This is a genomic window from Catalinimonas alkaloidigena (assembly GCF_029504655.1).
GTDB lineage: Bacteria > Bacteroidota > Bacteroidia > Cytophagales > Cyclobacteriaceae > Catalinimonas > Catalinimonas alkaloidigena.
In genome coordinates this window covers 1,566,297-1,589,111 of record NZ_JAQFIL010000001.1, presented here as the reverse complement: position 1 = coordinate 1,589,111, position 22,815 = coordinate 1,566,297, and the positions used below count along the sequence as shown (strand labels likewise).

Genomic DNA, 22,815 nt, shown 5'->3' with positions numbered 1-22,815 from the left:
CTCAGCGCCTGACGATAATACTGACCAACCAAATCAGACTAAAAAACAATAATACAGGGGCTACATAGATCAGCCAGTTGAACTGGCTCATACTGTAGTCTCCCTGGTTGTTGAAGAGGGCAATATACATTACAGCAGAGGTCAGAAATACATTGATAATCGCGATAAAAGCGCTGAGCCAGGAAGTGACACCTTCCTTAAAATTTTCGCTATTAAAATAGAAGCCCGAAGTCTCTGGCACACTGGTCAGAACACTCAGCAACATTGAACCCAGCAGGTTAGAGATGATAAAGAAACCCAGGCCAAAATAGAAGAAGGTGTCCCTTTCTATAAAATCATCTGCCACCCCTTCCATATCCGCATGAATCCCAACGAGTTCAGGCAGATAAGCATAGCTCAACATCAGTGCCGCAAAGTAAACCAATGCCGTTAAAACCCACAGTAATCTGAAAAACTTTAACATGAGATATATTTAAAATTCTAATACGTTCAAAGAGGCTGCAAACTTATGGTCTTTTTCGGGAAATATGCTATTTTGAGTTTACCAAAATGATCTAAAACCCTTAGCGCTTCTGTTTTTTTTTGCATGCGCTATAGATCATCAGCATTATGGACATTAACCCTATTATACTTTCTATCCCTATCTATTTTCTGCTGATTGGCATTGAATTGATCATACAGGTGATACAGAAAAGGAAATTGTACCGTCTTAATGACGCACTTACCAATATGGGTTGTGGAGTAACACAGCAGGTAAGCGCTTTGTTTTTCAAAGTCATCGTGATTGCCATGTACCAATTGGTCTACGAATACCTGGCGATTATTCAGATTCCTGTCAACTGGTGGACAATTGCCATCCTATTTGTGTTGGTAGATTTTTGCTACTACTGGGCACACCGTATGAGCCACGAGGTGAACCTATTCTGGGGCGGGCATGTGGTGCATCATCAAAGTGAAGATTATAATCTATCCGTGGCCCTGCGTCAGGGTTCATTTCAAGTACTCTGGACCTCAATATTCTACCTCCCACTTGCTTTTCTTGGCTTTGATACCCTTACCTTTGTAACGGTTTCTGCCTTCGTTACCCTCTATCAGTTCTGGATACATACCGAAACCATTGGAAAAATGGGCGGGTTAGAGTGGATTTTTAATACCCCATCTCATCACCGGGTACATCACGGCCGTGATCCCAAATACATTGATAAAAACCACGCGGGTGTCTTTATCATATGGGACAGACTGTTTGGCACTTTTCAGGAAGAAGAGGAGAAACCTACCTACGGTGTTACCCAGCCGCTGGATAGCTGGAACCCCATCTGGGCCAACCTCAAACCTTATATAGCGATGGGTAAGCAACTACAGCAAACGCCTCGCTGGGATGACCGTATGCGTATCCTTTTTAAGAGGCCCGGCTGGAGGCCCGGCTGGAGGCCCGCCAATATAGGAGGCTATCAGGCTCCGCAGGAAGTGGATAAGAATACATACCGGAAGTATGATGTTAAAGGTTCTCCACGCCTGAACTACTACATCTTCTTTCAGTATATCATCGCACTGCTGGGGACAGCCCTCTTCCTCTTCACCGAAGCTCAGCTGCTGATGCCTGAAAAAGTAGCGATGGCGGGTCTGGTTTTATTTTCGCTACTCAGTCTGGGCAGCCTCTTTGAAAAACCCGGCAGGACGATTCCACTGGAAATTGTCCGCATAGTCTGTACCCTGCTCGCTGTCCTGTATTTTGGTCAGAATGAGCAGTGGATCAACGCCATTTTGGTGTTCGGTTCAAGCTATGTGCTGATTTCAACCTACTGGCTGTACACTGCTGTCAGGGCGAAGAAAAGCAGCCATTCATTTACTGCCGGAGCTTAATTAACTGTTTGATTAAAGCTCTTCTATCGCAGACTTTAACTGGTCCTGCACCTCTCCTGCGATACTTTCCAGCCCTGGATTTTCTACCGCCTGCATGGAAGCCATAGGGTCAACTGCCGCCACTTCAACTACGCCATCTTCCAGTACCTGCACAATGACATTACAGGGTAGCATAGTGCCTATTTTATTTTCCGCCTGCAATGCTTTGAAGGCAAAGGAAGGATTACAGGCTCCCAGGATTTTGTAGGGCCTTAGGTCTTCATCCAGCTTCTTTTTCATGGTGGCCTGTACGTCAATTTCGGTGAGTATGCCAAAACCTTTGGATTTCAATACTTCTGCTACTTTCTCCAAAGCCTGTTCAAAAGTGGTGTTGGTTAATTTTTTACTGAAGTAATACTGCATAGTTCTTTATGTTTTAGGTTTTAACCAAGCTACACGCTTAGTGTTTATTCTAATTTTGTGCGCGCCTTCAAAGTGATGCTTTTTGACCACTATAAAAATGATCTGTATCATCAATGCATGAAGCGTCTACCCGAAAACTTATCTTTTCCTTCTGCATATCATACCGAGGTGTAAGCGGACGCTGCGCAGGTATCTTTTCAGACCTTGAATAAGATTCCCGGGCTTCAGCGGCTCATTGTGTGGAGATAACTAAAGGGATAGATTTTCGGCTAAGCGCTAAATTAACGCTACAGCCGGGTTACAAAAATGCACTTAAATACACCTAATATATAATACGAATCATTGATTTTATTCATTTTTAACCCACATTACTATGGCAAAATCACAGAAAAAACGCGTGATCATCACCTTTAAACCCAAAGAAAAGCGTGCTGATAAAAAAGAGGATAAGGTAGATATCGTAAAAAATACCATATCTTCTTCCGATACTCATTTCTTCAATGCCAATGACTGGTCCCGCGGTCAGGCGGTGCCTTCGGGCATGCCCACAGAACAGATTGGTTACGATGTGAATCAATATGAAGCCCCTATCGTGATGGGTTCTTTCACCGATGACGAAATCAAGAAACTGGAAAAGAACAATAATATCGCGAAGGTAGAGGAAGATGGTGAAATGCATGCTTTCCATCAGCATGGACAGTTTTCTCACCTGCAGTATGAAGGGCAGCCTATCGTCCAGTCAGAGACGATCCCCGAAGGCATCAACCAGATCAAAGCCCCCAATGCCTGGCAGGCTACACAAGGCATGGGAATTAAGGTCGCCATACTGGACACCGGCATTGATTATAATCATCCTGATCTGAAGGACAACTACAGATTTGGCATCAGCTTTATAGATGATGAAAGCAGCCCCATGGATTATAACGGACATGGCACCCACTGCGCGGGTACAGTTGCTGCTGCCATCAATGGTGAAGGGGTGGTCGGCGTAGCTCCCTCTGCTTATCTCTATGCGGTTAAGGTGCTGAGCAGAACCGGTTCAGGGGCCTGGAGTAACCTTATCGCCGGGATTGACTGGTGTATCAACAAAAAGAACATGGACATCATCAGCATGAGTCTGGGGGCCAGCAGCGCACCATCGGCAGTAGAAACTATCTGCCTGGCCGCCTGGAAGAAAGGCGCAATACTGGTAGCCGCAGCAGGTAATAGCGGAGGCCCGGTAGGTGCCCCTGCCCTATTTCCTTCGGTAATAGCCGTATCCGCTATTGACAATACCAATACTCTGGCGTCCTTCAGTTGTCGTGGTTCGGAAGTGGAGCTTTGCGCTCCCGGAGTAAACGTACTGTCTACCAAAGCTGGAGGGGGTTATGTGAAGTACTCAGGTACCAGTATGGCATGTCCGCATGTAGCGGGAGCAGCGGCGATTGCCAAGGGTACGCACCGTTATGCCTCCAATGTGGAGATCCGCAGTTTGCTGGCCCGTACTGCTGATGAGCTGGGGAATCCCGGGCATGATGATGACTTCGGCTATGGCAGGGTAGATCCCCATCAGGCGGCTTTTTCCAATACCGCGCCAAGTCCTATCCCCGGACTGCCGTAGGCCGCATGTTTATGATGTAAACCCTCACATGGCAGGCTCAGCCCTGCTCTAGACTAATTTCGCTATCTAGTTCTACCTTTTCTACTGCTGCCAGTGCGGCTAAGTCATCCAGTTTTGCAGCTTGGATTTTGCCCATCAGCAAGGGGATGCTGCTTATACTTCTGCTGATGATCAATCCCGCCTGTTTTAGAGTTTCCTTATCAGTAACCTCTTCATGGGTAGTGACCAATACAGGGATCAGGGCATCGCTGTCCGCTTTCACCACATATGCTTTGAGTTCCTCGCTCAGTTTACCGCTTTGCATAATCATACCTTTTACCGCTAAAACATTCATCTTATTATTTTTATTAGTATACGCAGTAGTTAATATTGTGTACACAAATTTCGGATGGATTTATGCCTTACTTATTCCTGAAAAGATGCGGCCTTTTGGTTTTATTCACTACCACTTTCTTCCGGTGCCAGCAGGCGGTGGATATAGAAAATTTTGATGAAGCTGCCTTTATGAAAGATGCTGAAGGTTGCTTGGGGCAGCGTATACAGATGAAGGAGCAGATACTCAAACTGCCTCAGCACCTGAGTGGTCTCAGCCAGCAGGAAATCCAGAAGACGCTGGGGAAGGCTGACCGGCAGGAGTTATCCAACCGCAGCCAGAAATACCTGATTTACTTTATAGAACCCGCTCCCTCCTGTGAAGGCAATACTACAGACGAAGAACCGCTCACCATGTACGTACGTTTCAATTCAGTAGGGCTGGCCAATGAGATTAGTTTTAAGAATTATTGAATTGCAAATTGCAGTGGTGTGCTAAAGCCATCTAGGCTAAAATTCCTCGCTATGCTGCAGAATTATATTTTAGTGTAACTTATTTCATATAGTCATCCCGCTAGGGATCTTTACCGCAACCCAAACTTCTGAAATTCAGGTTGGTCAAGCCTTCCAGGCCGGAATTCCTCCATTGCGCTACAGTGGCTGCGTTAAGGAATGACAGTCCGGAGTTATATTACCGTTTTGAAGTCATCCCGATAGGGATCTTAACCACGCCGTGGAGGCCACCATGAAAATCAGCAGCATTGAAGGGAGATATCCTAACCCACACACGAAGGCCACCATGCAAGTCATTGATCCTGGAAGAGTGGTCAAGATTCCTTCACCACGGTGGCTTCGCCTGTGGCTACGGAATGACAGTCCGGAGTTATATTACCGTTTTGAAGTCACCCCGATAGGGATCTTAACCACGCCGTGGAGGCCACCATGAAAATCATCAGCATTGAAGGGAGATATCCTAACCCACACACGAAGGCCACCATGCAAGTCATTGATCCTGGAAGAGTGGTCAAGATTCCTTCACCACGGTGGCTTCGCCTGTGGCTACGGAATGACAGTCCGGAGTTATTTTATCGTTCTGAAGTCGTCCCTTAGGGATCTTAACCACTCCGTGGAGGCCACCATGAAAATCAGCAGCATTGAAGGGAGATATCCTAACCCACACGCGAAGGCCGCAATGTGAGTCATTGATCCTGGAAGAGTGGTCAAGATTCCTTCACCACGGTGGCTTCGCCTGTGGCTACGGAATGACAGTCCGGAGTTATTTTATCGTTCTGAAGTCGTCCCTAAGGGATCTTAACCACTCCGTGGCGGCCACCATGAAAATCATCAGCATTAAAGTGAGATATTCTAACCCACACACGAAGGCCGCAATGCAAATCCTGTAATATTTATCTGGAAGTGATATCAGGGTGAGGAGGCCATTCCATAACCTCAGTATTCAAAAAATTCCATTGAGGATTGAGAGCAGAAATCAACGCCTCTTTTCGTTTCCTGTTCCAGCCCTTAAGTTCTTTTTCCCTTTCAATAGCATGGGTAGGAGAATTAAATCTTTCGTAATACAGCAAGTAGTAACAGAAATATTTTCCGGCAAAGGTTTGTGGTTGCCCCCTGTTCAGATAATGTTCTGTTACCCTTTGTTCAAGATCATTAGTCATTCCAATGTATAGTACATTTTTGCTGGAATTTGTGATGATATATACAAAATAGTTTCCCATAATGACTCAAAGAAATGAACTGTTACCAACCGATATAAACTACCTAGTTTTCAGCTTTTAAGAAGACTCTAGCTTTGCAATCTCCTCTAGGCGTCCCCCGAAACTCGGTAGCTTCACTCCGCAGCAGCTGCTTTACCGATGATAGTTCGGAGTTATATTATCGTCCTGAAGTCATCCCGATAGGGATCTTAACCACTATGAAAGTCCTTGATACTCAGGGATGGTCAGGATTCCCGGGCCACGGCGGCTTCGCTATGCTACGGAATGACAGTTCGGTGGTTTATTAATGTTCTGAAATCCCCTTACTGAAGAGAGCGTACTCTGATGCCGAAGGCTTCCAGTTTCTGTGGCTGATCTTTCAGCGCCAAACGGGCGGCGGCATGAAACTCCCTGACCCAGCTTCTAAGCTGCTTAGCCGCATCATTCTTGCTGACCGTACAGTTTTCTGCCTCTCCTTTTTTCAGCATACGGTCATCACGCAGGGCCAGCAATGCCTCTACTGAAGCTTTGGCCTGTTCCAGTTCCTCTACCGTTAGGCCGAAGGGCAGCATTTTATCAGTATGATCCGCGATCTGCTGGTAAAAGGCTTCTGCCTGCGCTATCCAGGCCCACTGGTTACTGGAAACCTTGCTTATATTCAGCGCATTCAGCAGCTCGGGATCACGCCTGAAGGCAAAGCGGGCGACTGCCACATGCTCCATAAAAAGTGGACGCAGGCTGCTTACCTCCTGTGAAATACGGTTAGAAATGTTCCACTGCGCGTCATAGGCGCTTTTCTTGGACGCCTGTATATCCTTCAGGAGCAGCATCAGGTTCTCCCCTTCCTGCATGCGCCTGGCGTTAAAATTATACTGCCCCATTAGTTTGCTGACTTCGGCGTCTTTGCTGGTATTATTAAGAATCAGGCGAGCCGCCAGCATTACGCCATCCACGGTATTAAGTTTCATGATCTAATCTGTTTAGTTATCAATTCATAAGGATTATCTAGGGTATAATCCCTCAGCGTATGACAAAATACGTACGAATATTAATTACATATCTGACTGATATTCAGCAAACAATACTTAAGCAATGACCGAAGAATATATGAAAGAATGCAGGGCTTTGGTCGTTGAATTTGGAGAATAACTCACACATCACTGTGATTCTATGCATGATTCTTACACCGACCATGCACAAGCATACTGCGCAGCCTCTGAATCTTACATATAAGGCTAAGATTCAGTGTGTTCTGTCAGTTATTTTGTAAAATAAGTGATGATTCACGGAGGATTTACGCCAGAATGTCAGTTGCGGCCCATCATGCGCGCACGTTCTACCACTTATTTTCAGGAATCAGACATCGCGCAGCCTGAACCTGTCAACTATTTTGGCTTGAGGTAGGCAGAACAGTATGGATTTGTCGTAGGGATACCTTTATAGAGACATCATTACAGTCTGATGCATACCTTATTTTGCATTCATGAAGTTGATGCATGACAGAAACTCATACTTATCATGATAATTTCACATAATTCCTGTGAAAAGGATTAGAGAATTGCTTAATTTAAGCAATAGTATTAGCGGTAAGCTGCTATTATAAGGATTAAATCACCTAATATGAAGGTTACCAAATATTATAGTCAACTCAACTAGAAAGCTTTGGGTGGAATATCTCCGAAACATGGATTAAGGTGTTTATAGAAAATGAACGCAATTGCATTTATACAGTACCCGTCGGGTTCAATTGAGTGATAAATAGATGAGTAGAGAAAATATTCAACATTACATAAATAATTTCAGGCGATCAATTAGTCGTTTTCTTAAGCCTAATGTAGGTATTCGTACAATAGTCTATGAGTACGATAAGGGAGTCTTACTTTCTTTTGAGTTTGGAATAAACCTCCAAAATAAGGATGAATTCCGTGCAAAATCCAGCAATATTGCTCAAGCACTGAAGAAAGCTCAAATAACAATATTTGGGGAAAATCCTGTAAATATTATATTTCATGGAACGAACTTGGTAATGGATAACAACCAAGTAGCTTTAGTTAAGGATTTTACGGATAAGGAATGGACTGAAAAACAGGCATTTGAAGATGTTAATAAAATACTTAACCCTCAAAAGACTGCATCATGAATGAGGGTAGGATAAAAATAAAGGATATTGAGGGTGATGCTAAACAAATCACTAATTTGTGTAAAGACTTGGGTTTTGATATATCAACATATCTAAATCAAAAACCGGTAAAGAAGACCATTTCCAAAACTTGGCTTGCGATCATTATTCCATGCTTCTTCATATTAAGCTGCGTTGTTTGGATTGGATTACTGAACCCGGTTTTGACGAAAATTTCAATTCTAGCTCTATTTCTACTATTGGGAACGACTATATTCATCATTCAGCATAACTATGAGAATTGGATAATCTCAACTATTGCGGGAATAACAGGTTTATGTTTAATACTTATTTCTCTTAATATTTATACTCCCGAGGAGCTAGCTAAAAAGCTAGAAAGAAAAGCTTTGGACGAAGTTAAATCCAGTGAAAACTGAGCTTCATCCACTACCGCAAGTTTAGCGAAGCGTAAATACAGTTAAGCTAGCTCCAATTTTCCATTGCAATCAAAATGAACCAGTAGGTTTGTTACAAAGCACACATTAGTAGCAATTCATGAAAAAGTACTTTATCCTATTTTCTCTCATAGCCTTCCTGACGGGATGTGGTAACAAAAAATTATGTCCCACTGAGCTGGTAACACAATATTACGATGCTTTCAATGCTTCTGACTTTTCTCAAATTGTCCCACTGATTACGGATAGCATCACCATTGTGGAAGGAGATTATATTATGCCTTTCTCCCATGAAAGTTTTTATGAAAATTTTAAGTGGGATTCTGTCTTCCAGACGACTTATAAAATTGTCAACTTAGATGACCAAAATGAGCAGATCATTGCGACAGTAGCTTCAAGTTCCAAACGTTATGCATTTCTGAAAAATGATCCTTTGACCTGTAGATTTAAGGTATCATTTGAGTCGGACAAAATAAGCAGGCTTGAAGCACTGGAATGCTTAGATGCCGATTGGAATGTCTGGCAAAATGAAAGAGATTCCTTGGTTAACTGGATCAATATGCATCACCCTGAACTGGATGGATTCATTCATGACTTGACGATGAAGGGTGCAAAAAACTACCTGAAAGCCATAGAACTGTATGAAAATAGACAAGACAGTCTATGATAGAAAGCGGCACATATGGTAAGGTGATTCAGGTATCCATTGCCCCAAACTAGCTCAAGCATACCGCTTGGGTCTTCCACTCCGCGTTTAGCTTAGCCATCATGACCCGGCACAATACGTTCGCTTCTTCCAGTTCTACCCCTACCCTAAGTTGAATGCAGTTTAAATGTGGTAAGCGCTAGACTATTTTAAGTCAGGTCTAGGTTACCTTCGCATTCAAAATAAAGCAGTAAACCCCTAAGAAGACCAGCTATACTGGCGATGATGATATCAATTATTACTGCTGATGATTTACATCATTGAATATAGCAGTATCAATGACCATTTTAGGAGAACCTTAACATAAATAGCAAGGATTAAATTGCTGAAAGCAAGCAGCGCTTTCATCCTGGATGGTTCCGGCCACTGATAGCAAATACTATCATAGTTTCTCTGGCGCACGATTATGAAAATCAATTCCGAAATTTATTTACGATGAAAAGATTAACCTTTAAACTACTACTGGTGATACTGGCTCTTCTAGTATCCACTACAGCCTTTACCCAACAATACAGAACTGTAGAAAAATTAGTGCAAATGGATAAGCAATCCGTGAATGCTTGGGTCATGCTTGTAGGCAATGAGCCTCTAGATGTTTTAAAAGAAGATTTTGTCCGTTATGCTAGAAAGCAGTTAAAAGTAAAGGCAAAAAAAGAAGGTAGAGACATGCTCATTGCCAGGGCCGCAAAAATACCTACTATCTCAGCACTTCAGGGCGACCTGAAAGCCAGATTTTTTACTGAAAACAAGGAAAATATGCTGGCACTAGCCTTTATGCCGGGTTATGACATTGCATTGAGTTCGGCAGATAATAGAACAGAGATGGCAAACCTTCGCAAGTTCGTTGAGGAATTCGTAAAGCAGTACAAAATTGGCCAATATCAGGAACAATTATCTGTACTGGCAAGCAGGAAAAAAAACGTAGAACGTAATTATAAAAAAGATAAGCGTGAGCAAAGAAAATTAAATAAAAGCCTGAAGAAAATTGACAAACAATTAGCTTCAGACAAGTCGGAAGGGCCTAAGAAGTATGCACTCAACAACCAAAAAATTGCTAAGCAATCTCGTATTGAAGCTTTGGATAAGATCATGATTAATCAGAAAGGGGAACTTATGAAGCTTGATCAGGAGATGCAATCCATTGAAGCTTCTATAAAGCATTTGGAAAATATGTTTTCAGCATCCGTTAACTATTAGCATGATTACTATGTATGGAATGCAACCATGTCCCCCTCTTTCGGGAGCGCTTAGCGTAGCCATCGTAGCGCAGCCCTCACTTGCTTCAGTATGCTACTTAAGCTTATAGATCATGTCAAGTTTTAACTTGACAGTATCAGTAGGCTTCAATTCCATTGCGGCCGTTAAAATAAACTTAAGTCAGAAATGGCGAAAGCACCTCCCGGTCAAAGGAGAGAGGGAAGTCGGAAAGTATAAAGGTAAAATTCAAATGTCTGAAGGTTTTAATGCTCCTCTCTTGCTTCAGTATGCTACTGAAGCTTATGGATCATGTCAAGTTTTAACTTGACAGTATCAGTAGGCTTCAATTCCATTGTGGCCGTTAAAATAAACTTAAGTCAGAAATGGCGAAAGCACCTCGCTTATGTCATTATCAATTCTAAGCTTATAATTTTTTTCATACCATCAAAAGTGTAATACACACACATCAGTTACCCCCAATTTTTCCTCTCCTGAAAAATTAGGTAAGCTCGACATCCCATCGCATATTTTTTTGCGTTTATGCATGAATATTGCCAGTTTGTACCGCACAAGATGCTTCAATCTGATACTTAATAACCTATACAATCTACTCATGATGAAATTCAAGCTTCTACTATTCTTCTTTTTATGCAGCGTCATACTGGCAAATGGGCAAAACGAAGACCCACTGGAAAAAGTAATGATCACCAGCCAGGAAGGTAAAACTGAAGTACGCACCAATGAACAAGGAGAATTACTTGTGAATGTATCCCCAGAAGATGTCCGTAAATTCAAGGCCCATGCTGCAGTTCGCTACAGTGATTTTGGCGCCAAAGGCGACGGCATAACCGATGACATAGATGCTATCGCTGCCGCTCATGCCTTCGCCAACCAACATGACCTTCCGGTAAAAGCTGACGAAGGTGCCATCTACTATATAGGAGGAAAGGAGCGTACCGCAGTGATCCGCACTGACACTGATTTTGGAACTGCGGTCTTCTTCATTGACGATACCAAGGTGGAAAATCGTAATGCGTCAGTTTTCATGGTCAGTTCCAGCCAGGAGGCGTTTGAACTGGATGGTATTAGTAAGCTTAAAAGAAATCAGGAAAAAATTGATACCTCCCTGCCCGGCCCCTGTCTTGTCACAGTCAACAACTCCAATGTGAATCATTACATCCGCTATGGGCTGAACCAGGACAATGGATCTCCGCAGACCGATATTTTTGTGGTAGATAAAAACGGCAATGTGGACATGGACGCTCCCATCATCTGGGACTTTGAGGAGATCACAGAGATTACAGCACTTCCTATAGATGAAGATACACTGACCATCCGCGGAGGGCGCTTTACCACCATTGCCAACCAGGCCGAATCCAAGTACAATTACCACAGCCGAAACCTCGCGATCAGTCGCTCCCATGTGGTGGTTGATGGACTGGAACATCGCATCATGGGCGAAGGAGAGCATGGTGCGCCTTACAGAGGCTTCATCAGTATTAGTGATTGTGCTTATGTGACAGTAAAAAACACGATCCTGACCGGCCACAAGACATACCGTACCATTGGCTCAGCAGGCAAGCCTGTCTCTATGGGCTCATATGATCTTTCAGTCGGACGTGCTCTTAATGTATCATTCATCAATTGTAGTCAAACTAATGATATCAACGACCGTACCTATTGGGGAATCCTGGGCTCTAACTACTGTAAGAATCTTCTTTATGATAATTGCAGCTTTTCCCGCTTTGATGCCCATAAGGGAGTAGCCAATGCCACCATCCGCAACTCTACCCTGGGTCATATGGGCATCAATGCCATTGGTAGCGGTACCTTGACGGTGGAGAACACCACAGTAAGGGGAAGGAGCTTCATCAACCTGCGCTCCGACTACGGCAGCACCTGGCAGGGAGAATTTATCATCCGTGACTGCGTATTTGTGCCTGAAGACGGTAGAACTGCCAGCGCTGCTCTGATCAGCGGATCGTATTCCGGTCAGCATGATTTCGGCTACACCTGTTACATGCCGGAACAGATTATCGTAGAAGATCTTCATATTGACGACTCCAATCATCCGGAGGATTATCAGGGACCTGCTATTTTCACTGATTTCAATTCACAAATGACAGACGAATCTTATGAGGAGAAGTACCCCTATGTCAGAAGCGAGAAAGTCATTCTCAGGAATGTGACCACTGAGAGCGGTAAAGACCTGAAGATCAGTGACAATCCGTACATGTTTGAAGATGTAGAAGTAGTCACTGAATAAGAGGAGTGCGTCAGCTTTTGCCCTTAGTGCAGCGCTTCAAGAGGGGGAGGGCACTACGGTCACCTACAAAATGTAGCAGAAAAATGGCAAACGTACCTTAAGCAACTCACTCTCCCTCACCCCTTCTTTCGTCAGACATATCTGTTTCCGCTAATTTTCTACGAAATCACCACAAAGACTTGCGTAGTTAAATAGCTACATATATATTTGTAGTCAAATAGCTACATAATGAATTTAAGACGTGACGTATTTCAGGCCATCGCTGATCCGACCAGGAGGGCCATACTGGTATTGGTGACCTCACAATCTATGACAGCCGGCGCTATCGCTTCAAATTTTGATACAGCAAGGCCCACGGTTTCAAAGCATCTGCAAATTCTCACTGAGTGCGAACTGCTTGCCCAGGAGCAAAAAGGCAGGGAGGTCTACTATCATCTAAACCCCTTTAAGCTCAAGGAAATAGCTGACTTTATAGAACCCTTCCGCAAAATGTGGGATGACAGATTCAATAAGCTGGAGACCATCATGAAGAAACATCAAACTGATAAATAAAAGTCTATGGAGCTCAAAACAAAAGTACATGCCGAAGATGGAAAGCAGGAGTTAAGCATCAGCCGAGAGTTTGACTTACCATTGGAATTACTCTTCAAAGCCTACATAGAGCCTGAAATTGTGGAGCAATGGATGGGCACTAAAGTGCTGAAACTTGAGTGTAAAAAACATGGTAGCTGGCAGTTTGAAACCACCGATCCTCAGGGGAACAAGCATGGCTTCAATGGTGTGATCCATGAGTTCAGCACAAACCAAAGAATCATTCGTACATTTGAAATGGACAACACCTCCTTTCCTGTTCAATTAGAGTTTTTGGAATTTGAACCACTGAGTGACAAGCGTAGCAAACTCAATATGCATATCATCTATAAATCAGTTGCCGACAGAGACAAGATGCTAAAGTTACCTTTTGCACAAGGCATCAATATGGCACACATACGATTGGAAGAAATAATGAGTAAAAAAAATAGTGCAACATGAGCAAGCGAAACAACATCATCTACTGGGTTGCTACGCTCTGGCTGGCATTAGGAATGCTATCCACCGGAATAGTGCAGCTCATCAAAATGGAAGGGGAAGTAGCTAACTTTACCCAATTAGGCTATCCCCTTTATCTGCTGACCCTATTGGGTATCTGGAAGATACTGGGCGTTATCGCCACGCTCATACCTAAATATCCACTGCTTAAGGAATGGGCCTATGCTGGCTTTTTCTTTACCATGTCAGGGGCTATTATTTCGCACTTAGCCAACGGAGATGCCCCCGCTACGCTCTTTGGTCCGACATTGCTATTAATCCTCACTTGCTTATCATGGTATTTCAGGCCAGCAGATAGAAAACTAATCACAAGCACGCAGAATTAAGAGAAAATTATGAATCCAAAAATAGATCAATACCTTATTGATGGTTGTATGCGCTGCAAATATGGAGGAACACCTCAATGTAAAGTCAATAATTGGAAAGAAGAATTGGTACTGTTAAGACATATTATGTTAGCATGTGGCTTAACCGAAGACTTGAAATGGGGAGTTCCTTGCTATACTTCAGGCAATAAAAACATCGCTTTAGTTAGTGCCTTTAAAGACTACTCCTCGCTCAGTTTTTTTAAAGGTGTATTGTTAAAAGACCCAAAAAAAATTCTTCAACAACAAGGTAAAAGTTCACAATCTGCCCGATTGATAAAGTTTACAAATCCCGAGCAGATCATTCAACAGCAGGAGGTTCTGAAAACCTATATTTTAGAAGCCATTGAAATTGAAAAATCAGGGGTAAAAGTTGAGTTCAAGAAAAATCCTGAACCCACTCCTGAGGAACTATTTCAAAAGTTTGATGAAAACCCTGCATTAAAAAAAGCCTTTTACGCTTTGACACCAGGACGTCAAAGAGGATACATTATACACTTTTCTCAGCCTAAAAAAACTGAGACAAGGTTTAGCAGAATTGAAAAATGTATACCTAATATCCTCAATGGAAAAGGCTTGAATGACAGATAATAAAAGGAAGCGATAGACCAGGCATCAGTTCCGGAAAAAACCAGCCTGTCATTCTGTAGCCGCAGGCGGAGAATCTTGTCAGGCTTTATATATGTCTTTATGGGTGCATAACAGTTTTAAGCTACCCTGGCAGACAAAGTCAAAGAAGCTTTATACAAGTTAGATAAGGATTCTTTCTATCAGGGCCTGGTGAAATATGGCACTGCTGCTTAACTTGCCTGTTTAGACCAAAGTAAAAACATGAGCTGGATAGATCTTCCTCCCGCCGAATGGGGACTAGTCATTTTTTGTGCCTTGATGGTGGGTACTTCCAAAGCAGGTATATCAGGAGCAGGTATTGTAGTCATACCCATACTGGCACAGATCTTCGGTGGACAGCAATCTACCGGTTTTCTGCTACCCATGCTGGTGATTGCTGATGTATTTGCGGTACGCTATTATCATCGGCATGCGCAATGGTCTTACCTTTTCCGCCTCTTACCCTGGACACTTGCCGGCATTGGCATAGGCGTTTGGATAGGCGACATCGTATCCGATCAGGTATTCAAAGAGATGATCGCGATCATCATTTTCATCTGCCTGGCGCTGATGGTCTGGCAGGATAGCAGAAAGCGCAAGCTCAGCGTGCCTAACAGTTGGATATTTTCCGCGATTGTGGGATTGGGAGGTGGGTTCGCAACCATGATTGGCAATGCCGCAGGCCCAATCATGGCAGTGTATCTTTTATCTATGCGCCTGCCTAAAAATCATTACATCGGTACGGCAGCATGGTTCTTTCTGATCATCAATGTACTCAAGCTACCTTTGCAGATGTTCATCTGGCACACGATCACCTTAAAAAGCCTGGTGGTAAATCTGGCAATGAGCCCTGTGATCGCGGGAGGCATTATGTTAGGCATTGTATTGGTCAAGAAGTTTCCTGAGCGTGCCTTTCGTATCTTCATCATCCTCACAACCGCGATTTCCTCACTTCTGTTATTTTTCTAAAGTGGATCGTAATTTCTTTGCTTTCGTCTTCGGTCGGGACGTGAGTATTTATAAGGGTCTATGCAGCCGAATATAGAGGCTGTGGGGATGAACTTGATTTTCAGGCTAAACATGCCGTACATATCACCTTCAGAAGAACTGCCCCCTCTCAGGGCAGGCTCTTCATTCACCTGACGTTCTACGTATTCAGACAGCGATGAATGATATTCCAGCGCATCTGCGCCCAGCGCATCCACCTGAATAATTTCTTTGCTTACGGCATCCAGCTGATCACTGAGTGCATAACGTAAAGACAGGTCAGCTACTACTGATAATACGGGGGTAATTTCGTATTCCAGTCCCATACCGAAAGGTACAATACCCACCAATCCAGGTACCTTTTCAGCTTCCGGTTCAACATCTCTCAAATCCCATTCTCCAATGGTACTTTGCCCCATAGGATTATTCGTGGTGAAGCCTATCCCAACATAGGCAAAGGGCGTAATAAAACCACGTTTGAAATAATACATCGCTGAAGTATATACCTCAAAATTACTGGCGCGGAAACTGCGCATACGGGTAGAATCCACATCATCGGCACTTATATTGTAAAAGCTAAGTCCCGATTTGAGTTGGAAATTATCGTTGAGGTAATACCAGGCCTCCGCATTGAGCGCAAAACCGGGCTTCGTTAATTTTTGGTCGCTTACATCACCTATATAACTACTGATACCGGGACCTACTGCAAAGCTCCAGTCCTGAGCTTGGGTGGGAAGTGATATGAATATAGTGAGGCAACTTAAGATGACGCAGCTTGTAAACACTTGTACGCTCTTACTTTGGGCTTTTAGCAACATGAGCATGTAAGTTTGATGTAGTTTTTACGAAGTTAAATAAATTATTAGTATAACCCTGAGCTGATGAGCTTTATTGTCATTCACTAGAAAATCACACTAGAAATATGAAACTGTATGATTAAAAAAGGATAAATTGTAAGCTTTACAGAGTTTCTTTACCCTCCATGAAAGTAGCACTTAAGCAAGATTATACTATTACAAGTCTACTCATCGGATAATGTTAGTAACATGACTGCATTTCCTTAGAATTATTTATTTTATTATGGGGATAAGTATGCATATCATTAAGTTTACTCGCTGGATCAGTCTTAACTGCTCCTGTATTTTGTATGCCACAAAACCTAACATCAGAAAAAGTGACGCTGAGAGAAAAATTAGAAACCATAGCCCGGCAAGATCCAAATCTGCTGCTTGAGGAGGTAGAAGGGAATGAAAAGATAGCGATCTACCAGATCTTTACCCGCCTGTTCGGCAATACCAATCAACGAAATATACCCTACGGTACAGTAGAAGAAAACGGTGTAGGTAAATTCAACCACATCAATGAGGCTGCGCTAAAAAGCATCAAGGCAATGGGTAGTACCCATATCTGGTATACTGGCATTATAGCGCATGCGGTACTCACGGATTTCACTGATTTTGGTGTGCCGCTGGATGATGCGGATGTCGTCAAAGGACGGGCAGGTTCTCCCTATGCGATCAAAGATTATTATGATGTCAACCCCGATCTGGCAGAAGATGTAAAGCAGCGTATGCAGGAGTTTGAAGCGCTGGTAGAACGAACCCATGCTGCCGGAATGAAAGTACTCATTGACTTTGTTCCCAATCATGTAGCCCGGCAATATTCCTCAAATGCCAAGCCTGATGGAGTACAGGATCTTGGTGCCTCCGATGACACATCCAAGGCCTTTGACCCCAACAACAATTTTTACTATATACCAGGACAGGCGTTTCAGGTTCCTGCAGCATATAATCCATTAGGTGATCATTCTTTTCCAGGCAAGGATGGCAAGTTTGAGGAATATCCTGCCAAGGCTACCGGCAACGATCAGTTTACCGCTACCCCCACCGTCAACGACTGGTTTGAAACGGTAAAACTCAACTATGGCGTAGATTACCTGAACAACCGCCAGACCTACTTTGACCCTATACCCGATACCTGGCTCAAGATGCGGGATGTTTTACTTTTCTGGGCTGCTAAAAAAGTGGATGGCTTCCGCTGTGACATGGCAGAGATGGTTCCTGTGGAATTCTGGCACTGGGTGATCCCTGTGGTTAAAAAAGAATACCCAGCGCTTATTTTTATCGCAGAAATCTATAATCCTGAGCAGTACCGCAACTATATTGATCACGGCCGCTTTGATTATCTCTACGATAAGGTACAGTTATACGATACACTGCGGGCAGTGATGGAAGGCCATGCTGACCTTCGGCATATTACTGACATCTGGCAGTACCTGAGAGGAAAAAACCATCATATGCTGCGCTTTCTGGAAAATCATGATGAGCAACGCATTGCTTCCCGCTTCTTTGCAGGAAACCCTGAAAAGGCTAAACCAGCAATGGTAGTTAGCGCTTTACTCCACACCGGCCCTATTATGGTCTACTTCGGTCAGGAAGTAGGAGAACCGGCAGAAGGTGATTCCGGATTTAGCGGTGATGACGGACGTACCACCATCTTTGACTACTGGGGGGTGCCTGAGCATCAGAAATGGCTCAACGAGCATGCTTATGATGGAGGACAGCTCAGTGAAAGCCAGGCAAGCTTAAGGGACTATTACAGCCAGGTGCTCAACTTAAGTCAGGAGCCAGCAATTGCCTCTGGCTATTTCTACGATCTGCACAGGCACAACAGCTATTTTACGCAAGGATACCATGATATGATATATGCCTTTCTGCGTTTTAATGAAGCACAAAAGCTACTCATAGTGAGTAATTTTGATGCAAATCATGGCCAGGCGTTTAAGCTAAAGATCCCAAGTACAGCTATTGAAGCCATGGACATGTCACAAAACGAAACTTATCAGTTAACAGACATACTTCTTACCGATACTGAGTTGGAAATGAACACCTCCGAGGTCATTATCAGTGAGGGCGAAATTGGTATACCTATGAAATTGGCCCCTCTTCAGTCTTTTGTTTTCGAGATTAAGTGAGGGATACGTTGGAAATGAGAAGTACGAAGCTTGTATACCGTCTAAAAATCACTGTTAAAACTAGCACTCAATAACTATAAGAATTATAACACAATATCTCCTCTAACGTATTTATCTTTTAAGCTATTTCTTCAAACCTAAACCTACAACTATGAAAAGACTGACTTTAGCTTTATATCTGTTTTGTCTCACTCTTCTTACACCTCTTTTGAGCCAGCCGCTTCAAGGTGCGTGGAGGCTTACTTACGATGACGTACAGCCAGCATCAGAGCGGGAAATGGTTGCCATTTTCAGTGATGACTACTTTATGTTTGGCAATTACTACAAAGATGGTCGGTTTATTGGCGCCGGGGGTGGATCATACGAACTCAATGGTGATGCGATACAGCTAACCTTTGATTTTTACACTGACGACAACTCTATTGTAAGGGTACCTCAGAATTACAGTCTTGACCTCTCCAGTGATGAATTTACGCTGAAAGGAAATATAAGCGGCACACAATTTACCCAAAAATGGGAACAGTTAGATGCAGAGCCTGCTCCCCTGGATGGAGACTGGCGTTTTGCTGCCCGGGTAGATGAAGATGGCAATGTAGGAAACAGAAGAACACCGGGCCCCCGGCAAACCGTAAAACTACTGGGAGGCGGCCGTTTTCAGTGGGCAGCTTTCAATTATGAGACCAAAGAGTTCATGGGTACCGGAGGCGGAACCTATGAAGCTGAAGACGGCACCTATACAGAAAATATAGAATTCTTTTCCCGTGATGATAGCCGCGTAGGAGCTTCTTTGTCTTTCCAGTTTGAACGTAAAGGCGATGACTGGTACCATAAAGGCAAAAGCAGCAAAGGTGATCCCCTTCACGAAGTGTGGACGGTAGAAGAATAAACAGGCTTTTTCCTGAAGAGGTTATAGCGCTTTTTCTATAACCTCTTCATTGACAATATTCCCATCTACATCATAGTGCATGAAGCTGATGAAGGCACTATTTCCTTCGCGATATACCTTTACCGCCAGGAAGCCCCCTTTTACCCGCAGAAACTTATGCTCGGGACGTACATCACCTTCTTTCCATCCCTGGGCATGCGCATCGCTGGATGGTCCCTGGCTAAATTCCAAAACTCCCGTGGCTTCATCCTCAGAAACATACTGCCAGTGCCGGTCACCATTGACCACATAGGTGTTCTCCTGCTCTGCCAGAAAATTCCTCAGCCATTCTCCCTCAAAAGAAAAAGCTTTGTTGGAATGATTGTCACTTTTACCACTAGCCCGGTCGGGTCCTACCACCGGTGTGGGCGACATTAATATTTTGAAAGTAGCGTCAGAAGCTTCAATCGTTCGGGTAAACCATTCTTTCTGCGCTTCTCCCCAGATCGTCTTGTCTGCTCCATCGGCTTTGTCATTATCACTCCGGTACTCCCTGCCTTCTACGAACCAGATTTGCAGGTCTTTACCCCAGCGATGCGTACGGTAAGGGCGTTCGGTAATAGTGGGAGTCTGCTCATACCAAAGGGCCAGCCCATCCTGAAAAGTGATCTCTCCGAAGGGAGAACTGGCGGGAGAAGCATCATTCCAGCTGATGTCATGGTCATCTTTCTGAATGTACAAGGGGGTTTCTGCATAGAAGTCTGACAAAGAAGGCCAGGCATTGATGGCATGCCACTTATGTCTTGCCATCTCCACAGTATATGCCATAGGGCCGGGCTTATCGTAATACACATAATCCCCGGTCTGGCAATGAAAGAGCGGCTCAAGCGCCAGCATCTGGTCGTAGATTTTGAAGCCTCTCACCGGATCATCATAATCCCAAAAATATTGGCAGGTAGAGGAAGTGAAAAGCACCGGAATAGCTTTATCCTGTGAGGGTGCAGTAGTGAAATGGCCACTGATCTCAGTAACCGGCCCCTCTTCCCTGTGCCTGCCCAGTATCCTTATGCTATAGCGTGTGTCGGCTTGTAGTCCACCAAATTCTTTTTTGAAGGTATAATCCTTATAAGAAGAGACATATTCCCAGTCAGTAGCGATCTCACTGTCATCAGAACGTAATATGACTTTCACCTGGCCAAATATCCCTTCTACCGCTCCATCCATCTCGAGTACCGGCATATCATTATCAAAATCGACTGGGTCCTTAAAAGGTGCTTCATGCTGCTCATGCCAGATGGGAACAGGTTCTGGCTGCTTACACAATCTTGTCCAGACAACCACACTGGTATCGGTAAGTTCTCCCGTTCTAAAGCCAGTGGTAAAGTATACACTATCTATTTGCTGTGCTGACAGTGGTTGAATGGACAAAAGGATAAGTACAAACAGGGCCAGGCATCGTGTCTTCATAAGTTTTAGGTTATAAACGGCTTTAATCTAACAAATGCAGCAGGCTTATTCCAAATATCTATTCAGATTTAGCAGTACTTTATACTGTAAGTATCCTCAGCGAACACAATCCTTTCAGTTAGAAGCTGCTGTAGTGGCTGTTGAAGCAGCAGTGGTGGCAACCATAGCCGCGATCAAAGCCGCCTGTATTTCTTTGATCACCTTGTCTACACCCTGGGCAATAGCATCTTCCTGTACCAGTGCTTTCAGTCTGGCTTTACAGTATTTGATTTCGCTTTTGTCTTCGCAAATTACTTTATGCATTTTACAGGCTTCAATCAGCCCCAGCAGGGCGGCATCATCTGCTCTTATCTCCTTTTTTTCAAAAATCACGGCTCTGATGTCTTGAAGCAGCGTGTACCTTTTCTGCTGATCCAACAGATAGGTATTGAGGTAGGAAATGAATAAAAACTTTTTATGCTCTACGCTGAGTATGCCTTTCTTTTCCAGCCGGGCCAACAAAGCATGTCGGTAGGTTCTGCTCTTATTGGAAAGTTTAGATATCCAAAACTTTACCTTCTTGGGCCTGCCGTAGGCTGCTATCCGCGCTAGTATCTGCTGATGGACAGGGGATAAATTTGTCTGGTGGCTTGTAGCCCACATGCTGTCAGCTTCCAGCCTAATCTTCTTTTCATGTGCCAGGTCCAGCAGCAGGGCTCCTATCAAGCCTGTATTTCTCATCTGTTCGGTAATGAGGTAGCGTGACTTTTCAGGATGGTGGATGAGCAGCAGAAATTTTTCGGCAAGTGTAAAGGACTTCATGGTTTGAGTATCCTGTTTTTTTTATCAGTAGCTATGATAAAGCGGTCTGTTCATTCATCTTCTGCCAGTAGTTTAAACAACTGATGATAAGCCATACTTCCTATCCAGAAAAAACCCATGAAGCCAATCACTGAAAATACCATCTTCCAGGTAATCATGTTTTCCAATGCCTCAAAAAAGTTATGTATGCTCAGGATGATAAAGCTTAGGCTAATGATAAAGCCTACCAGTCTTTGTACTATCTCCCGCTTATTTTTCATGCTGATTGCGTTTACTTACTCAGGAGTTTCAGCAATGAATAAACAGAATCTCTAACACTTCTCCAATGATATTGCCGAATGCTTTTTCCAGTGGCTTAGTGTCTGGATAATAGGGGTTTTAATGTTCAAAATGCTCCAGCACATGATCGCTTAGATGTTGCTGTATCCAAATTCTTCATAAGAGGGCATGAATTTTGGCATACTGAAGTAGCATAATAGTTTTTCCGTCTCTGATTTCTCCTGAAAGGATCATGCTATAAGCCTCATCAAATGCCAATTCCAATACTTCAATATTTTCTTGTTCTTCGGCTAATCCTCCTCCTTCATGTACTTTCATGGCCTTGTCATATTCAGCCACATAAAAATGAAGCATCTCAGTTACAGAACCGGGTGACATATAAGATTCAAATATTTTTCTGACTTTAGATATCTTGTATCCTGTTTCTTCCTCAGTTTCTTTCTTGATGCAATCTTCAGCATTATCTTTATCCAGTAGACCCGCACATGCTTCTATCATCATTCCACTTTCATTTCCATTTACATAGGTTGGCAGTCTAAACTGCTTCGTCAGTATGACAGTTTTCTGCTCTTTATTATACAATAAGATGGTTGCGCCATTTCCCCTATCGTAAGCTTCCCGGGATTGAGTTTCCCATTCACCGTTCTTTTTTTGATAATCGTAAGTAACCTTGTTCAGTATATACCAGTTATCAGAGAGTACTTTTGTCTCCTTTATAACAATTCTGTCATTATTCATTGTTACTAC

General features: G+C 43.5%; 28 protein-coding genes. 18 read left to right on the top strand and 10 right to left on the bottom strand.

Annotated features, from left to right (window positions below; all coding sequences use genetic code 11):
- Position 1: 1 nt before the first annotated feature.
- The gene (locus OKW21_RS06795) at positions 2-463 is read right to left on the bottom strand and encodes a hypothetical protein (RefSeq protein ID WP_277478553.1); all 462 of its coding nucleotides are present in this window, start codon (positions 461-463) and stop codon (positions 2-4) included.
- Positions 464-609: 146 nt separating this feature from the next.
- On the opposite strand from OKW21_RS06795, the gene OKW21_RS06790 reads away from it, so the two are divergent.
- Positions 610-1,863 carry a sterol desaturase family protein gene (locus tag OKW21_RS06790; RefSeq protein WP_277478550.1) on the top strand — a complete coding sequence of 418 codons (1,254 nt, stop codon included), beginning with the start codon at positions 610-612 and terminating at the stop codon, positions 1,861-1,863.
- A gap of 12 nt (positions 1,864-1,875) precedes the next feature.
- On the opposite strand, the gene OKW21_RS06785 is transcribed toward OKW21_RS06790, so the two are convergent.
- Positions 1,876-2,265 carry a DUF302 domain-containing protein gene (locus OKW21_RS06785; RefSeq protein WP_277478548.1) on the bottom strand — a complete coding sequence of 130 codons (390 nt, stop codon included), beginning with the start codon at positions 2,263-2,265 and terminating at the stop codon, positions 1,876-1,878.
- 373 nt (positions 2,266-2,638) lie between these two features.
- On the opposite strand from OKW21_RS06785, the gene OKW21_RS06780 reads away from it, so the two are divergent.
- Positions 2,639-3,865: a S8 family peptidase gene (locus tag OKW21_RS06780; RefSeq protein WP_277478546.1), complete on the top strand. Its 1,227-nt coding sequence runs from the start codon at positions 2,639-2,641 to the stop codon at positions 3,863-3,865.
- A gap of 37 nt (positions 3,866-3,902) precedes the next feature.
- Here the strand turns inward: OKW21_RS06780 and OKW21_RS06775 are convergent, their stop codons facing one another.
- Positions 3,903-4,199, bottom strand: coding sequence for a hypothetical protein (locus OKW21_RS06775; RefSeq protein ID WP_277478544.1), 297 nt, complete (start codon positions 4,197-4,199; stop codon positions 3,903-3,905).
- Between the two features lie 62 nt (positions 4,200-4,261).
- On the opposite strand from OKW21_RS06775, the gene OKW21_RS06770 reads away from it, so the two are divergent.
- Positions 4,262-4,651: a hypothetical protein gene (locus tag OKW21_RS06770; RefSeq protein WP_277478543.1), complete on the top strand. Its 390-nt coding sequence runs from the start codon at positions 4,262-4,264 to the stop codon at positions 4,649-4,651.
- A 468-nt stretch (positions 4,652-5,119) separates the two neighbouring features.
- Positions 5,120-5,287, top strand: coding sequence for a hypothetical protein (locus OKW21_RS06765; RefSeq protein ID WP_277478541.1), 168 nt, complete (start codon positions 5,120-5,122; stop codon positions 5,285-5,287).
- Between the two features lie 296 nt (positions 5,288-5,583).
- On the opposite strand, the gene OKW21_RS06760 is transcribed toward OKW21_RS06765, so the two are convergent.
- Positions 5,584-5,910 (bottom strand): GIY-YIG nuclease family protein, encoded by a 327-nt coding sequence (locus OKW21_RS06760; RefSeq protein WP_277478538.1) that lies wholly within the window; start codon positions 5,908-5,910, stop codon positions 5,584-5,586.
- Positions 5,911-5,984: 74 nt separating this feature from the next.
- Between OKW21_RS06760 and OKW21_RS06755 the strand changes: the two genes are divergently transcribed.
- On the top strand, positions 5,985-6,197 hold the full coding sequence (locus tag OKW21_RS06755) for a hypothetical protein (RefSeq protein WP_277478537.1): 213 nt from the start codon (positions 5,985-5,987) through the stop codon (positions 6,195-6,197).
- A gap of 15 nt (positions 6,198-6,212) precedes the next feature.
- Here OKW21_RS06755 and OKW21_RS06750 read toward each other — a convergent pair whose 3' ends face one another.
- Positions 6,213-6,857, bottom strand: a complete 645-nt coding sequence (locus OKW21_RS06750; protein WP_277478535.1) for a PQLLE family protein — start codon at positions 6,855-6,857, stop codon at positions 6,213-6,215.
- 794 nt (positions 6,858-7,651) lie between these two features.
- On the opposite strand from OKW21_RS06750, the gene OKW21_RS06745 reads away from it, so the two are divergent.
- From OKW21_RS06745 to OKW21_RS06695, 11 genes are all read left to right on the top strand, one after another.
- Positions 7,652-8,029 (top strand): hypothetical protein, encoded by a 378-nt coding sequence (locus OKW21_RS06745; RefSeq protein ID WP_277478532.1) that lies wholly within the window; start codon positions 7,652-7,654, stop codon positions 8,027-8,029.
- Entirely contained in the window at positions 8,026-8,445 is a 420-nt protein-coding gene (locus OKW21_RS06740; protein ID WP_277478531.1) for a hypothetical protein, read from the top strand. The genes OKW21_RS06745 and OKW21_RS06740 overlap by 4 nt, the downstream gene beginning before the upstream one ends.
- A gap of 118 nt (positions 8,446-8,563) precedes the next feature.
- Positions 8,564-9,130 carry a lipoprotein gene (locus tag OKW21_RS06735; protein WP_277478529.1) on the top strand — a complete coding sequence of 189 codons (567 nt, stop codon included), beginning with the start codon at positions 8,564-8,566 and terminating at the stop codon, positions 9,128-9,130.
- Between the two features lie 474 nt (positions 9,131-9,604).
- Entirely contained in the window at positions 9,605-10,366 is a 762-nt protein-coding gene (locus OKW21_RS06730) for a hypothetical protein (protein ID WP_277478527.1), read from the top strand.
- 112 nt (positions 10,367-10,478) lie between these two features.
- A complete protein-coding gene (locus OKW21_RS06725) occupies positions 10,479-10,694 on the top strand; it encodes a hypothetical protein (RefSeq protein ID WP_277478525.1) in 216 nt (71 codons plus the stop codon).
- A gap of 285 nt (positions 10,695-10,979) precedes the next feature.
- Positions 10,980-12,632 (top strand): hypothetical protein, encoded by a 1,653-nt coding sequence (locus OKW21_RS06720; RefSeq protein WP_277478523.1) that lies wholly within the window; start codon positions 10,980-10,982, stop codon positions 12,630-12,632.
- 228 nt (positions 12,633-12,860) lie between these two features.
- Positions 12,861-13,184, top strand: coding sequence for an ArsR/SmtB family transcription factor (locus OKW21_RS06715; RefSeq protein WP_277478521.1), 324 nt, complete (start codon positions 12,861-12,863; stop codon positions 13,182-13,184).
- Between the two features lie 6 nt (positions 13,185-13,190).
- The gene (locus OKW21_RS06710) at positions 13,191-13,664 is read left to right on the top strand and encodes an SRPBCC domain-containing protein (protein ID WP_277478519.1); all 474 of its coding nucleotides are present in this window, start codon (positions 13,191-13,193) and stop codon (positions 13,662-13,664) included.
- The gene (locus tag OKW21_RS06705) at positions 13,661-14,047 is read left to right on the top strand and encodes a DoxX family protein (RefSeq protein WP_277478518.1); all 387 of its coding nucleotides are present in this window, start codon (positions 13,661-13,663) and stop codon (positions 14,045-14,047) included. The genes OKW21_RS06710 and OKW21_RS06705 overlap by 4 nt, the downstream gene beginning before the upstream one ends.
- A gap of 9 nt (positions 14,048-14,056) precedes the next feature.
- Positions 14,057-14,677: a YdeI/OmpD-associated family protein gene (locus tag OKW21_RS06700; protein ID WP_277478516.1), complete on the top strand. Its 621-nt coding sequence runs from the start codon at positions 14,057-14,059 to the stop codon at positions 14,675-14,677.
- Between the two features lie 240 nt (positions 14,678-14,917).
- Positions 14,918-15,664, top strand: coding sequence for a sulfite exporter TauE/SafE family protein (locus tag OKW21_RS06695; RefSeq protein ID WP_277478514.1), 747 nt, complete (start codon positions 14,918-14,920; stop codon positions 15,662-15,664).
- Here OKW21_RS06695 and OKW21_RS06690 read toward each other — a convergent pair.
- Positions 15,661-16,500, bottom strand: coding sequence for an outer membrane beta-barrel protein (locus OKW21_RS06690; RefSeq protein ID WP_277478512.1), 840 nt, complete (start codon positions 16,498-16,500; stop codon positions 15,661-15,663). The genes OKW21_RS06695 and OKW21_RS06690 overlap by 4 nt on opposite strands.
- A 329-nt stretch (positions 16,501-16,829) precedes the next feature.
- On the opposite strand from OKW21_RS06690, the gene OKW21_RS06685 reads away from it, so the two are divergent.
- Positions 16,830-18,656 (top strand): alpha-amylase family protein, encoded by a 1,827-nt coding sequence (locus OKW21_RS06685; protein WP_277478510.1) that lies wholly within the window; start codon positions 16,830-16,832, stop codon positions 18,654-18,656.
- A 151-nt stretch (positions 18,657-18,807) separates the two neighbouring features.
- Entirely contained in the window at positions 18,808-19,542 is a 735-nt protein-coding gene (locus OKW21_RS06680; RefSeq protein WP_277478508.1) for a hypothetical protein, read from the top strand.
- Positions 19,543-19,563: 21 nt separating this feature from the next.
- On the opposite strand, the gene OKW21_RS06675 is transcribed toward OKW21_RS06680, so the two are convergent.
- The 4 genes from OKW21_RS06675 to nudK all read right to left on the bottom strand — a co-directional run bounded on the left by OKW21_RS06675 (position 19,564) and on the right by nudK (position 22,806).
- Positions 19,564-20,988 carry an alkaline phosphatase D family protein gene (locus OKW21_RS06675; protein ID WP_277478506.1) on the bottom strand — a complete coding sequence of 475 codons (1,425 nt, stop codon included), beginning with the start codon at positions 20,986-20,988 and terminating at the stop codon, positions 19,564-19,566.
- Between the two features lie 114 nt (positions 20,989-21,102).
- On the bottom strand, positions 21,103-21,789 hold the full coding sequence (locus OKW21_RS06670) for a GOLPH3/VPS74 family protein (RefSeq protein WP_277478503.1): 687 nt from the start codon (positions 21,787-21,789) through the stop codon (positions 21,103-21,105).
- A 50-nt stretch (positions 21,790-21,839) separates the two neighbouring features.
- On the bottom strand, positions 21,840-22,049 hold the full coding sequence (locus OKW21_RS06665; RefSeq protein ID WP_277478501.1) for a hypothetical protein: 210 nt from the start codon (positions 22,047-22,049) through the stop codon (positions 21,840-21,842).
- A 175-nt stretch (positions 22,050-22,224) separates the two neighbouring features.
- Positions 22,225-22,806: a GDP-mannose pyrophosphatase NudK gene (nudK, locus tag OKW21_RS06660; RefSeq protein WP_277478499.1), complete on the bottom strand. Its 582-nt coding sequence runs from the start codon at positions 22,804-22,806 to the stop codon at positions 22,225-22,227.
- Positions 22,807-22,815: the final 9 nt, after the last annotated feature.

Coding starts and splice junctions, on each gene's coding strand:
- OKW21_RS06715 (WP_277478521.1), top strand. CDS start 12,861: ATGAATTTAAGACGTGACGTATTTCAGGCCATCGCTGATCCGACCAGG.
- OKW21_RS06665 (WP_277478501.1), bottom strand. CDS start 22,049: ATGAAAAATAAGCGGGAGATAGTACAAAGACTGGTAGGCTTTATCATT.
- OKW21_RS06695 (WP_277478514.1), top strand. CDS start 14,918: ATGAGCTGGATAGATCTTCCTCCCGCCGAATGGGGACTAGTCATTTTT.
- OKW21_RS06685 (WP_277478510.1), top strand. CDS start 16,830: ATGCCACAAAACCTAACATCAGAAAAAGTGACGCTGAGAGAAAAATTA.
- OKW21_RS06775 (WP_277478544.1), bottom strand. CDS start 4,199: ATGAATGTTTTAGCGGTAAAAGGTATGATTATGCAAAGCGGTAAACTG.
- OKW21_RS06790 (WP_277478550.1), top strand. CDS start 610: ATGGACATTAACCCTATTATACTTTCTATCCCTATCTATTTTCTGCTG.
- OKW21_RS06780 (WP_277478546.1), top strand. CDS start 2,639: ATGGCAAAATCACAGAAAAAACGCGTGATCATCACCTTTAAACCCAAA.
- OKW21_RS06765 (WP_277478541.1), top strand. CDS start 5,120: ATGAAAATCATCAGCATTGAAGGGAGATATCCTAACCCACACACGAAG.
- OKW21_RS06720 (WP_277478523.1), top strand. CDS start 10,980: ATGATGAAATTCAAGCTTCTACTATTCTTCTTTTTATGCAGCGTCATA.
- OKW21_RS06680 (WP_277478508.1), top strand. CDS start 18,808: ATGAAAAGACTGACTTTAGCTTTATATCTGTTTTGTCTCACTCTTCTT.
- OKW21_RS06795 (WP_277478553.1), bottom strand. CDS start 463: ATGTTAAAGTTTTTCAGATTACTGTGGGTTTTAACGGCATTGGTTTAC.
- OKW21_RS06785 (WP_277478548.1), bottom strand. CDS start 2,265: ATGCAGTATTACTTCAGTAAAAAATTAACCAACACCACTTTTGAACAG.
- OKW21_RS06740 (WP_277478531.1), top strand. CDS start 8,026: ATGAATGAGGGTAGGATAAAAATAAAGGATATTGAGGGTGATGCTAAA.
- OKW21_RS06710 (WP_277478519.1), top strand. CDS start 13,191: ATGGAGCTCAAAACAAAAGTACATGCCGAAGATGGAAAGCAGGAGTTA.
- OKW21_RS06690 (WP_277478512.1), bottom strand. CDS start 16,500: ATGTTGCTAAAAGCCCAAAGTAAGAGCGTACAAGTGTTTACAAGCTGC.
- OKW21_RS06730 (WP_277478527.1), top strand. CDS start 9,605: ATGAAAAGATTAACCTTTAAACTACTACTGGTGATACTGGCTCTTCTA.
- OKW21_RS06670 (WP_277478503.1), bottom strand. CDS start 21,789: ATGAAGTCCTTTACACTTGCCGAAAAATTTCTGCTGCTCATCCACCAT.
- OKW21_RS06700 (WP_277478516.1), top strand. CDS start 14,057: ATGAATCCAAAAATAGATCAATACCTTATTGATGGTTGTATGCGCTGC.
- OKW21_RS06705 (WP_277478518.1), top strand. CDS start 13,661: ATGAGCAAGCGAAACAACATCATCTACTGGGTTGCTACGCTCTGGCTG.
- nudK (WP_277478499.1), bottom strand. CDS start 22,806: ATGAATAATGACAGAATTGTTATAAAGGAGACAAAAGTACTCTCTGAT.
- OKW21_RS06770 (WP_277478543.1), top strand. CDS start 4,262: ATGCCTTACTTATTCCTGAAAAGATGCGGCCTTTTGGTTTTATTCACT.
- OKW21_RS06725 (WP_277478525.1), top strand. CDS start 10,479: ATGTCAAGTTTTAACTTGACAGTATCAGTAGGCTTCAATTCCATTGCG.
- OKW21_RS06735 (WP_277478529.1), top strand. CDS start 8,564: ATGAAAAAGTACTTTATCCTATTTTCTCTCATAGCCTTCCTGACGGGA.
- OKW21_RS06760 (WP_277478538.1), bottom strand. CDS start 5,910: ATGGGAAACTATTTTGTATATATCATCACAAATTCCAGCAAAAATGTA.
- OKW21_RS06675 (WP_277478506.1), bottom strand. CDS start 20,988: ATGAAGACACGATGCCTGGCCCTGTTTGTACTTATCCTTTTGTCCATT.
- OKW21_RS06750 (WP_277478535.1), bottom strand. CDS start 6,857: ATGAAACTTAATACCGTGGATGGCGTAATGCTGGCGGCTCGCCTGATT.
- OKW21_RS06745 (WP_277478532.1), top strand. CDS start 7,652: ATGAGTAGAGAAAATATTCAACATTACATAAATAATTTCAGGCGATCA.